The organism is Pedobacter miscanthi (assembly GCF_003315595.1).
GTDB classification, from domain to species: Bacteria; Bacteroidota; Bacteroidia; order Sphingobacteriales; family Sphingobacteriaceae; genus Pedobacter; species Pedobacter miscanthi.
The window spans coordinates 1-12,824 of the sequence record NZ_QNQU01000037.1; the positions used below are offsets into that span (position 1 = coordinate 1).

Here is a 12,824-nt window from a genome sequence, read left to right on the forward strand (position 1 = left end):
TTGGCTCCATCGTGGCCGCCTGTTTCGGAGCAAACTGGCCGAGCTGATCTTGAGTCAGATTTTCTTCGCACAGAATTTCCTGATCAAGTATTATTTAAAGCTAGTTCAAAGCCATAGGTTCTAAAAGACAAGCCTCAGCTAAGCTTTGGCTTAAGAGGCTATTTTGAACGCTTTTAAGCATTTTTTAAGGTGCTTGGCATAGATTGTCTGGTAGGCTGAAATTTAAAGAAATGAACATCCCTGAAAACAGATAGCCTGGAAAGCTTGTCGTTGAGGAAAAATTTGAAAACTGTCGGCTTATATTTGTTCAGGGGGAAAGGAACTTTATGCTACAGCCCGGTAATCAAATTGGCGGTCAGTTTGGTCCGAAGCGGAGGAGTCACTTTCGCCAGAATATGCAGCCCAAGTAAAAGAATCTTAATAAACGATACCTTAACAAACATTTAAAACAATCATGAAAAAAATAGATTCGCTCTACAGAATTTTTTCCAGCAATGCTTGGTTGGTCGGGCGGGTGTTGAATTATACGTTTGTATTCGGCAAGGAGGCTGCGATATGAAATTGGGCGCGCTAATTGGGCTTATCTTTGCCATGCTTTGGTGGTCCGTTGGTGTGGGCGCTGTGACCAGTTCTGCCGGCACAATTCTCCAGATTTTTGGCGTTTTTATTTTCGCAGCAACTGGCATTTGGATTTTAAGGCGGAAGGCTACACTACCACGGCAAAAGCCGCGTTGGAATTATTATGTGGTCGCTGTCATCGCCGAGGTCATTGCCATCATGATTGTGCAAACATGGTTCACTACATGGAATTTGGGGCAGCTACTCCTTCCTACAGTAGGGCTAATCGTCGGTCTGCATTTCACTGGGTTATGGTATGCCTTCGCACGCAGTCGCTTTTTAATCTTATCTGTAGTAATGACCGCTGATAACCTGTTAGCGCTATTTCTGCCGCTCACGCCTGGAGAGCGACTCTTAATATCTGGATTTGGCTCATCTGCATCTCTCTTTGTTACAGTTATACTGCCTTGAATGTTTCATCTTGCCGTTTCCTCCTCTGACAAGTAAAAGATAAAAACTTATTCATGCTTTATAGCGCTGATTATAGGCTGTTCAGATAGGAATGATGAAATTTATATTCAGGTGCCAAAACCAACATAATCGTAGTTATGCTTTAAACTGGGCATTTCGGCAAAAGTTACGCTCGTTTCTCCTTTATGTTGACACCTTGTTTCGTTCCAAACTGTACGCCTTGATCCCAAGGTCAGGATTTCTTCATCCAGCAGTTTCAATAAAATTTTTAAGTTCAGGTCAAATTATAGGAACCGTATTTTCTCGGTAAATAATGCACCTACATTTCCGGCGAAATGCCTAATAGTAAGATTCTAAACGCCAGGCATATCTAGTGACTTTTACATCACAGCGTTCAGAAGCCCGGCCTTTTGTTAAATTAATGTATTTGCTTGCTATCTGCCTCATTCACCGCTTAGTGAATCAGCAGAGGAAATTAAACAACCGAATTATTTTCGGTTATTTTGCCTGTTATTTGAAGTGGAGAATATTTGCTACATTAGCCATACTCTAGTAAATGGCCGAAATTAACAAACAAACGGATTCAGAACTTTTAACATTGATTGCCCAGGGCAGCACTGATGCCTTTAAGGAAATCCATGGCCGATATTTCAGTGACCTTTTCCGTGCGGCATACAACGTGCTCCGCGACCAGGATGTTTGTTTGGATATTGTGCAGGAGGTGATGCTGTGGTTCTGGGAGCACCGCTCGGCTCACCAGATCAAAAATCTCCGGGGATATTTGTTAATGGCAGTCAAATATCAGTCTGCGAATTACATCCGGAGCCTTAAAATCCGGGATCATTTTCCTTTGGATAATATTGAAGACATTCAGGATAACAGTGGACTCACTATAGAGCTTAAAGAACTGCAAACCATCATCAAAAGTTTCACTTCAAAACTTCCAGACCGTTGCCGCGAGATATTTAAGATGAGCCGCGAACAGCACCTGAGTAATAAAGAAATTGCGCAGAAACTCGGAATTTCAGAAAAAACAGTTTCTGTTCAGATCCTTCGTGCCCTTACTAAATTGAAAAGCGAGTTGGGCAACAGTTACTTTTGGGTTAGTTTCTTTGTCTGATGGAGTTTTTGGGTTAGGATAACGGGTTTGATACCTGAAGTCATAAGCACATTTATAATATCTTAAGTTTTCATTTATCCTCAAAAACTTAGCCCGCAGCCACAAATAGACAATTTCTGAATTATTTTTCTATTCGCTGTAAGTATTTACCGTAGTTAAGTTACTTATAGGTAATAAGCCGTAAAAATGACCAACGAAGAATTTAACCTGCTGGCCGCAAAAGTTGCCGATGCCAAAGCTACGGAGTCGGAGCTCCGGCTTTATAATCTTTGCTTTGAGCACTTTCAGAAAGCTGAACATTGGAAGGAACTTAATATTGATACAATTATCCTGCAACAGCAGTCCTGGCAGCAGATCCATGCTACCGTAAGTGCGAGTAAAAGGCCAAACATTAAACTTTGGCCGAATATCTCTATTGCTGCAGCAATAACAGTTGTTCTGCTGATAGGCGTTTTCCTTCTCTTCCATCTACGGGGTGAGAAAAATTCATATTATGCTACAGATCTCGCGCCGGGCACAAACGGAGCGACCATAACCTTAGCTGATGGAACCAGTTTCCGATTGAACGGAACCAAAGGTGGTGTTAAAATCGGTACTGAGCTGACCTATTTGGATGGTACTGTTGTTTCAGGTTCATCAGCCAGTAATCAAGTGAAAAACGGAATGATGTTATTTGCTGCTACAGCAAAGGGGCAAACCTACCGCTTTACCCTTCCCGATGGGACAGAAGTATGGTTGAACTCGGATTCAAAAATGAGCTTCCCTTCCACATTTGATGGCAAAGAGCGTAAAATCAGTTTGGCCGGCGAGGCTTACTTTGAAGTAGTGCACAATGTGAAACAGCCTTTTAGGGTAGAAAGCAACAGACAGACTGTTCAGGATATCGGTACCGCATTCAATATCAAGGCTTACGCAGATGAGCAATCGGTAAGAACGACGGTTACCGAAGGTATTGCCGAGGTAGTTTCGGGCGATAAAAAATCAGGGCAGTTAATCCATGGCCAGCAGGCAATTGTTGACAATAATGGCCTAAAAATCATTGCAGTAAACGCACAGGATGAAATCGCCTGGAAAAATGGTCTCTTTGTTTTCAAGGGCGAGCCCATTGGCGATATCATGAAAAGAGTGGCCAGATGGTATAATGTGGAAGTAGTGTTCGAAAATCCTTCACTGGCCAACCTAACATTTTCAGGTACGATATCCAGATACGATCACATTTCGAAACTGTTGGATATTCTCCAGGCCACGGGAGAACTACAGTTTAAAATCCAGGGAAAAACTATAATTATCAACCAGTAAAATAATAATCGTTCACTAAACTAAACCAATCACCATGATCAGACCGCTACGACAGAAAATTTAAACTTCTATGGGCAGCTCATAAAAAAGCCACGGCAGTGTTGACGCACTACCATGGCAAGCTGAGTTAACCCAAAAACAATTGCGAAACCGTTTTATCAACTTTAACCCAACCAAACGAAATTATGAATTTTTATGCTTTTACCAAAGGCATGGCCCGGCCATGTCCTGACTCAAAAGTTTTAATCAAAACTATGAAGCTGCTCATTATTTTATCAACCGCCTTTTTAATGCAGGTCAGTGCTTCTACCTTCGGTCAAAAAATCAATCTGAATGTCCGCGATATACCCTTTAAAACCGCATTGGAAACCATTGCTGAACAAGCGGGGGTAAATGTGGTGTACCCAGACGCCTTATTGGGCAATACCAAAAATGTCCGTGTTTCATTCAAGGGACTTTCGCTTACTGAAGCGTTGGACAGGATTCTTGAAGGCCAGCCCAATCTCGCTTACGAACTTAAGGATAAGACCATTGTGCTTAAAAAAAGTGCATCGACCTATATAGACAAGGTAAAAAACCTTGCGGATGCGCTTTTTACAGCTGATATCGACGCACGCGGAAAAGTGGTCGACTCACTTGGACTGGGAATCCCGGGAGCCACAGTTAAAATTATCGGTAAACCAAAAATTGTTTACACCAACTCAGGGGGGGATTTTATCATTCCCGGACTCAAAGGCGGGGAAATGCTCGAAATCAGCTACGTGGGTTATACTACTGTTGTTCTTCCTGCAAAGGCAGACCTTGGTATCATCAGGTTGAAAGCCAGCATCGGCAAATTGGATGAGGTAACTGTAATGTCCTATAGCCAGACCACACGCAGATTAAGCACGGGTTCAACAGGTAAAGTTACCGGGGATGAAATTACCAAACAGCCTGTTTCAAATGCAGTTATTGCTTTACAGGGGCGTGTACCGGGATTGTTTATCACCCAAAGCGCTGGTTATGCGGGCGGGAACGTATCGGTAACCATCCGCGGACAGAACAGCCTGACATTAAATTCATCCGCTCCTTTGTATATCGTAGATGGTGTCCCTTTTGGAAGTGGTCCTGTGGAGAAAAGTATCGGTGCTTTTTCCCCCCAGAGTGACTTCAGTCCTTTAAATACGATTAACCCTGCTGAGATTGATAATGTGGTTGTTTTGAAAGATGCTGATGCTACTGCAATCTATGGTTCGCGTGGAGCCAATGGGGTAATTTTGATCACTACAAAAAAAGGCCGGCCGGGGCGGACAAATGTTACAGCAGATTTCAGTCAGGGGTTCGGTGAGGCATCTAACCTGGTCAAAATGTTGGGCACTGAAGAATATCTGAACATCAGACGGCAGGCATTTGCCAATGACAATATTACCCCGACAGCTGCCAATGCTCCGGATTTAGTGCTCTTCGACCAGAATGCTTTTACCAATTTTCCGCAGCTGCTGATCGGGAATACCTCAAAACAAACCAATGCGGGCCTGGCAATCTCCGGCGGTGATGCTTTTACGCAGTTCACTTTGGGAGGGACTTTTCGACGGGAATCGACAGTTTATTATGACAGATCCGATGATAAAGCAACTCAGCTCCGTTTAAGTTTGCAGCACAAAAGCAGGAACTCCAAATTCGCTACCACCGCCACCGTAAGTTACAATTCGGACAATAACCAGATCCCGATTTACAACATGAACTTAACCAATTATGGCCTTCCACCGAATTATCCTTTATATACTCCTACCGGTGCGTTATATTGGGGCCCGGGATATACCAATCCACTGGCTGCCTTCAATACCTATAATAACTTAAAATCTACCAACCTGAATGCGGCTGCAACCCTACGTTATACGATCCTACCGGGACTGGATATCAAAGCCAATGGTGGATACAATTTAATAGATGTAAAGGGAAACATGGTTACTCCGGTCTCCGCTACAAATCCATCTTTTAATTCATTGCCCCAGATCACTTCGAATAATAATTATATCAGGACCTATATCGCCGAGCCTCAGGTTACTTACGGATTTGATACCGGAAAAGGCAAATTAAACCTGATTGCCGGTGGTACCTGGCAGCAGGTGGAAACGGTGCAGCCTTTCTGGATTTTGGGCAACTATACCAATCCACAGCTGGCGACGAGCTTAAACCAGGTCAACATTTTGGCCAAGAATTCTGACTATGCCGATTTCCGTTACACCTCTGTATACGGCCGCGCGGAATATAATTTAAATAATAAATATCTGGTTAGTGCGAACATCAGAAGGGATGGTTCTACTAAATTCGGTGCCAACAACCGGTTCGGGAATTTCGGAAGTGCTGCCTTGGGATGGATATTCAGCAAGGAAAAATTGATCAGCGATAATCTTAAATGGTTAAGCTATGGAAAGTTAAGAGCGAGTTACGGTACGGTTGGTAATGATAAGATCCGGGATTATGAGTATCAGTCAAACTATTCAGGATCCTCCACATACGGGCCGTCTACTACGCTTACCCCGGCAAGGGTGGCAAACCCCTATCTAAAATGGGAAGAAACCAAAAAGCTCGACATCGCTTTGGAAATGGGTTTTCTTAAGGACAGGATTTTGTTCACTGCCGCTTACTATCGCAATAGATCAACCAATCTTCTGCAGAGCGTGCCCCTCGCCGCACAAACAGGATTCAGCCAGTACACTTCAAATTTTGACGCTACAGTGCAGAATAGGGGCCTAGAGCTTGAGCTGAATACGATCAATATCGAAAAAGGCGGATTTCGCTGGACTTCATCTTTTAACATCACTTTCCCGGAAAATAAACTTGTTTCATATCCGGGCCTTTTAACTTCTACCAATAACAACACCTATGTAGTCGGTCAGTCGCTTAATCTCCGTACGGTATACCAGTCAACGGGTATCGTTAACGGAATCGCTACTGTAGCTGATTTAAATGGCGATGGTGTAATCACCGGCGGGATTTTTGAAAATGGAAAAGGAGACCAGCATGTATACGGTAACAATGATCCAAAATATTACGGAGGCTTTAATAACACATTTACCTATAAAGGTTTTGAACTGGATATTTTTTTAACCGGGATCAGCCGTACAGCCACCAGGGGTGATCTAAATTTTGGGACCTACCCGGGTTTCGGTTACAACCTTCCGGTTACCCTGGCTGATGTTGGCTTAAAATATTCAACCAATACCGCATCAGCAGCGGGCAGCAAATATAATCTGTTTACCGGATCGGATACTGCAGTAGAATCGGCCTCTTTCATACGGTTGAGGAATGTTTCGTTGAGCTACAGTGTACCGGCTTCATTCAGCAAAAAGATAGGAATGTCATCGCTTCAGGTGTATGTCCGCGGTCAGAACCTGATCACCTTCACTAATTACAAAGGCCTGGATCCTGAAACGCTGACAACACAGATTCCACCTTTAAAAATGTTCACAACCGGTATAAGAGCAACCTTTTAATCTTCAAAAAAATGAAAAATTCTTTTAAATATACAGGGCAGGCCCGACTTGCGCTAATGCTCATTACATTGCTAACCACCTTTGGCGGCTGTAAAAAATTGATAGAAAACAATGCTTCAGGCGGCCAGTTACTGGATAAAGAAGTCTATAAAGATTCAACCACTGTTAAGGGAGCCTTGGCTGGCATGTACAGCAGTTTGATCACCAATAACAGGTATAGCGTGCTGATGTCCGGATTCCCCGGTTACAGCGCGGATGAGCTTACAAATTATAACCTGGAACCCGTTAATCAATTTGTATTGAATAGTATCCTCACCACCAATACAGAAGTAAACAACAATTTATGGTCGGCACCCTATTCGGTTATCTATGCCGCCAATGCGATTATCGAAAATGTACCGGCAGGGAGCAACCTTACACCAAAGTTCCAGGCGCAGAGTATTGCTGAGGCCAGGTTTATCAGGGCATTCTGTTACTTCTATTTAATCAACCTATTTGGGGATGTGCCTTTGGTAACCACTACTGATGTAGATGCAAACAAAACAAGTCCTCGTAGCCCTGAAGCGGCTGTTTATTCACAGATTACAGACGACCTGCTTTTTGCCCAGGCAAACCTGCCCGCCAGTTATATATTGTCTGCAGGAGCAAGAACCCGTGCCAATAAATGGGCGGCTACCGCTTTGCTCGCCCGTACTTATCTCTATCAGGGCAACTGGGCAGCCGCCGAAACACAGGCTACCTCATTATTGGATAATACGGCATTGTTCGGCCTTGAAGATCTGAACAGGATTTTTGTACCAACAAGTAAGGAAGCCATCCTGCAATTATATAATGATGCGAGTGGAATAAATCCATATGCAAGTGCGATGTTGCCCAGTCCAACAGCGCCTACTATACCTAAATATGTATTTACCGAACAGTTGAAAAATGCTTACGCGGCAGAAACTGGAGATGCGCGCAGAACAGCATGGACAATTACGGTTACCGCTCCCAATGCCATTGTGTATACCTGCCCAGCCAAATATAAAGGCACAACGCCTGGAAACGCTGAATACTTCACTTTGTTCCGGCTAGGGGAACAATATCTGATCCGTGCCGAAGCACGTGCACAGCTTAACAATTTGACAGGTTCCAGGGCGGATCTGTTGATGATCCGTCAGCGTGCGGGTCTGGGTGCTACACCTGCCAATGACAAAAACGCATTATTACTTGCCGTTGAGCGTGAGCGGAGGATCGAACTGAGCTGCGAAATGGGGCACCGGTGGTTTGATCTTAAAAGAACAGCAAGAGCGAACACCGTACTTGGGGCAGTTAAGCCTACATGGAAGCCCGAAGCAGCATTATATCCGATTCCAGCTGATCAGCGGAGCAGAAATGGAAACCTCACACAAAATCCAGGCTATATCAATTAAAAATTTAAATCAAAAATAATATGAAATTCAATATATATCTATTGCTGTTGATTTGTACAGTAACATCTGCCATGGCACAACAGAAAAAGTTTACGCTTAAGGGAAATCTTTCTGGCTCGAACGTTCCGATAAAAGTTTTCCTTTACTTCCGCGACGGTGAGCGTAAGGTTGCCGATTCGGCAATGGCGCAGGATGGTAAGTTTACCTTTTCCGGGAGTCTGGATCATCCGACAGACGCAACATTATATGTGCACTGGATCTATCCACCAAATGTGAAACCGGAAGGATCAGCCAGCGAAGGCAAATCGTTTTTGCTTGAGAACGGGACGGTCACCATTGAGGGTAAACGTTTATTTGATGCTAAAATCTCCGGTGGCGAGGGCCAAAAGGATTACGAGATTTATAAAAAGTTGATGAACAGTGTAGGGGATTCGGTTTACCGGATCTGGAAAGCCCAACAGCACCAACTTCCTGAAGATTCTACAGCAGCTTTTCAAAGGTTACTTTATGCCCGGCAGAAGATAGCAAAAGAGGAGACCCTTAAATTTATTCAGGCCCACCCAAAATCGCCGATGTCTTTTAATATCCTGCAGAACAGCTCAGTGATCGTTGAGGATTTTAAATATGTGGAAGGGATGATGGTCTCATTAAAACCTGAATACGGTGAGACAGAGAGGTTTAAAGCTGTAGAAGCCAAGGTTGCCCTGACCAAAAGACTATCGATCGGCCAACTTGCCGCAAACTTTAGTCAGTCCAGCGATAAAGGAAAGTTAATATCCCTTTCAGATCAAAAAGGCAAATTTGTCCTCGTTGATTTTTGGGCAAGCTGGTGTGGCCCATGCCGCACCGAATATCCATATTTAAAAAGTGCTTATGCCAAATACAAGGATAAAAACTTCGAAATTATAGGCATTTCCATTGATGATAAAAAAGATCTTTGGTTAAACGCCATCAAATCCAATGGCTTTGAATGGATCCAATTGTCAGACTTAAAAGGAAAAGATAATGCAGTAGCAAAAGCTTATGGCATCGCAGCTATCCCCCAGAATTTTTTGATTGATCCCGCAGGAAAGATTATTGCCAAAAATCTAAGGGGAAAAGAACTGGAAGAAAAACTGGCTGAAGTAATCCGCTAAACTGCTCATATAGCTATTAACCGGTTAGGTGCGTGTTTGCTCAATGGATGGCGCCTGACCGGTTAAATAATAGTTTGTCAACAGGCTTCGCCATAGCCACCATAACCTTGGTATATCCCGGCAATGAGTGATTTTCGCACACCACACAGGTTGTGCGCTGATTTCGTATTGTTCAAGTTTTACCATACCGGATCACAATTTTAATCATCCATTAACCTTTCATTTTATTAAATAAAGCTATATGAAGAATATCGCTACAAAATGGGTTTCTACAAATATAATTTTGCGCTATTTTTGTATGTTAGTTCTACTTTTCACGGGTTGTGTGGCAGCCAGGATGCCTGACATTCATGACCGAAAATTAGGCGGGAAATTTGATCTCGCTATTTTTCTACCCGATGAAAAACGGCCAGAGCTGCTGCATATTTTTTCGAAAACCGGAGTGGTGTTGAGCATGCCGCAGGACGGATCGGGCCTTTTTGAGCATGATCAGAAGGGAATCATCCATGTGAGAATCCAGCTACAGGGCGAGCTAATGCTCCGGGCATTATTCAGGAACCTTTCGGAAGCGGACATCATCGTGCAGCAATGTATTCCTCAGCCATAATAAATCCGGGTTGCAAACGGGAAACGCGTTATCTATAATGGCTTTGGTCAGTAGATAATAAGTTCTGTTAAATTAGATTTGTTGGAATAGTTATATGACCTTAATTGTGTATTTCAATAAGGGTGGTCCCTCTATTTCAGTGCACAGTGGCCACCAAATGGATTGCTGAATAAATATAATATTCTTCCTTTCACAAATACCTGCAACTCCTCTCAACTGCTTTAATAAACGGCCTTTATTGTGCTTCAGTCACAGTATGTTGAAAAAAATCAAAATTTACCAGGATTATTTTCTCATCAGACATGATTTATAAATGATTTAATGAGTTAATGTTTTTATATGATAGGAATACCGAAATTGCTTACAAGGATAAGAACAACATCCCCATTACAAAATGTTTTGTGATTATATCCTAAATTTGATAGCAGGTCGCAAAGAGGCCAGTTTTGGCTATATGATTTGTGTTTAAGGTTTTAGGATCCATAATAAAATCAGGACAGTGCAGGATGCCTTAGTCAGAAAGTTCCGATAATTTAGTTTTTGCCAGATATAATTATACATACCAATTGAGGGCTTAAACCATGCCGTAATTGTATTACTACTTGATGCAGATGGAGGATTGCATAAATGATTCGACGCAACAATTGCAAAATAAAAATTATGAATAAATCTCTTTTTATAAAATCATGGATGCTCTTATTGTTGATCATATCTACATGTTTTTCTTATGCGCAAAAATCTTCTTCACCAAGGATCGTCAATATTGTTAATTTCATTCGTGATATCGAACCGAGGGAGGCTTATATAACAAAAGATGTGCTTTACGAAACTGTGGTAAACCAGGTAAAACTAATGAAACAGTATCAACTCGGGGGAACATTTTTACTGCAATATGATGCCCTGATTGATGAACGTTACATTTCACTTTTAAAAACGCTGCCAAAAGGTAAGTTCGAGATTGGCGCATGGTGGGAACTGCCACTACCATTAATCGAAAAGGCAGGTATTAAATGGCGCGGTAAATATGCCTGGGACTGGCATTCGGATGTGGGTTTTTCTGTAGGTTATACACCAGCTGAACGTGAGAAGATTATAGATGTTTATTTTACCGACTTTAAAAAAATATTTGGATACTACCCTAAATCAGTGGCTTCATGGGTGATAGATGCACATTCTTTAAATTATATGTATGATAAATACAAGATTGTGGCAACGGCCAATTGTAAGGATCAGGTAGGTACCGATGGCTTTACCCTATGGGGTGGTTACTGGAACCAGGCTTACTATCCCAGTCGCATAAATGCCTATATGCCTGCTCAGCATGTTGATAAACAGCTGCCCGTACCTGTGTTTCGGATGTTGGGTAGCGATCCGATCAGGCAATATGCCGATGGGCGTTCAGTAACCACATTAGAGCCTGTATATAAGCATGCCGGTGGTAATGAGCAATGGATAAACTGGTTTTTCAACAGCTTTGTAAACGATCCTTCGTTAGGGTTTAATTACACGCAGGCCGGTCAGGAAAATTCCTTCACCTGGAATGATATGAAAAAAGGTTTAGAGTTGCAGATGCCAATTATTGCCCATCTAAGGGATGAAGGTAAGGTGCGGGTAGAAACGATGTCAGCATCAGGTGAGTGGTTTAAAAAGAAATATAAGGTTACTCCGGCTACAACATTTACAGTAACTAAAGATCTTGGCGAAAGTGATAAGAAAACCATCTGGTACAATAGCCGTTTTTACCGACTCAATTTACTTTGGGAAGAAGGAACTATGCGTATTGCAGATATTCACCTGTTTAATGAAATCATTCCTGATAAATATTTTAAGGGAGTTACAACAGTTAACCAGAGCTTTTTTTACACCTTACCTGTTGTTGACGGCTTTCAATGGGGTAAAACAGGTCATCCCACGGGGCTACGTTTGTTAACACTCGATAATGGCCAGCCTATACCCGTAAAAGGCGGCAATCCGGTATTTACAAATGTAGATGTTAATACAGCCCATATTTCATGGCCATCGGGTAAAGGTACCTTTGAGATCGATTTAAAAGAGAAGATCATGATCATTAAAACCACAGGAACGGTACCTCTGAACTGGTATTTTGAACTGGCAGTAAATGATAAAGCTAAAGTACCCCTTACGGGTATTAAGGCTAACCAGATTGATTATAATTTTGACGGGCATATTTATCAGTTGGTAGCCGAAAAAGGATTTTTCGTAAAGCCAGAAAATGCTTCGTTGGTTCAGTTGAAGCCTGAGTCTGGCTCAATTATTCTGCGAATTGCAGATTAGTAATCATTTATTTTTATTATACTCCTGAATTTTTTGTTTTTCTGAAAGTATTTCGTCTTTTTTTATATTTTCAGTGGTATTCTAATCTCATTTTAATGTAATTGTATCATTTTTGTGTATTAGTAATGCCTCATTTTTATGTTTTTCATGCTTTCTGCTGATTATTAGAGGCTTTTTTCTGTATCATGAAAATATTCTCTTTTTTTTGCTGTTTGTTTCTTGTGTTAAAGTGCTGTTATTGGTATATTTATGGTGTAATCATTAAAAACCGAAAACTAAACTAAACTAATTTTTATGAAAAAACTCATGCAGAGTTTGTTCGTATTGCCATGCTTTGCTATTGGAGTAATGTGGCAAGAAAGAACAGAACAAGGCAGCTCAATGCCAAAAAATATCATAGGTGCCCCACCAGATTAAATATCCACCAGACTACAATAAGATTAAATA

The 12,824-nt window shown here is 42.0% G+C and carries 9 protein-coding genes; all 9 read left to right on the forward strand.

What is annotated here, in order from left to right; genetic code table 11:
* Positions 1–555 precede the first annotated feature (555 nt).
* The gene (locus tag DRW42_RS26590; protein WP_113951895.1) at positions 556–1,029 is read left to right on the forward strand and encodes a hypothetical protein; all 474 of its coding nucleotides are present in this window, start codon (positions 556–558) and stop codon (positions 1,027–1,029) included.
* Positions 1,030–1,585: 556 nt separating this feature from the next.
* Positions 1,586–2,149: an RNA polymerase sigma-70 factor gene (locus tag DRW42_RS26595; protein ID WP_113951896.1), complete on the forward strand. Its 564-nt coding sequence runs from the start codon at positions 1,586–1,588 to the stop codon at positions 2,147–2,149.
* A 186-nt stretch (positions 2,150–2,335) separates the two neighbouring features.
* A complete protein-coding gene (locus tag DRW42_RS26600; protein WP_113951897.1) occupies positions 2,336–3,448 on the forward strand; it encodes a FecR family protein in 1,113 nt (370 codons plus the stop codon).
* Positions 3,449–3,702: 254 nt separating this feature from the next.
* Positions 3,703–6,927, forward strand: coding sequence for a SusC/RagA family TonB-linked outer membrane protein (locus tag DRW42_RS26605; protein WP_244215374.1), 3,225 nt, complete (start codon positions 3,703–3,705; stop codon positions 6,925–6,927).
* An 11-nt stretch (positions 6,928–6,938) separates the two neighbouring features.
* Positions 6,939–8,339: a RagB/SusD family nutrient uptake outer membrane protein gene (locus DRW42_RS26610; protein WP_113951898.1), complete on the forward strand. Its 1,401-nt coding sequence runs from the start codon at positions 6,939–6,941 to the stop codon at positions 8,337–8,339.
* A gap of 20 nt (positions 8,340–8,359) precedes the next feature.
* Positions 8,360–9,475, forward strand: a complete 1,116-nt coding sequence (locus DRW42_RS26615) for a TlpA disulfide reductase family protein (protein WP_113951899.1) — start codon at positions 8,360–8,362, stop codon at positions 9,473–9,475.
* Between the two features lie 241 nt (positions 9,476–9,716).
* Positions 9,717–10,082: a hypothetical protein gene (locus tag DRW42_RS26620; RefSeq protein ID WP_147243818.1), complete on the forward strand. Its 366-nt coding sequence runs from the start codon at positions 9,717–9,719 to the stop codon at positions 10,080–10,082.
* 660 nt (positions 10,083–10,742) lie between these two features.
* Complete coding sequence (locus DRW42_RS26625) at positions 10,743–12,377, forward strand: hypothetical protein (RefSeq protein WP_147243819.1); 1,635 nt, start codon at positions 10,743–10,745, stop codon at positions 12,375–12,377.
* A 294-nt stretch (positions 12,378–12,671) separates the two neighbouring features.
* Positions 12,672–12,794, forward strand: a complete 123-nt coding sequence (locus DRW42_RS29420) for a hypothetical protein (RefSeq protein WP_279634225.1) — start codon at positions 12,672–12,674, stop codon at positions 12,792–12,794.
* Positions 12,795–12,824: the final 30 nt, after the last annotated feature.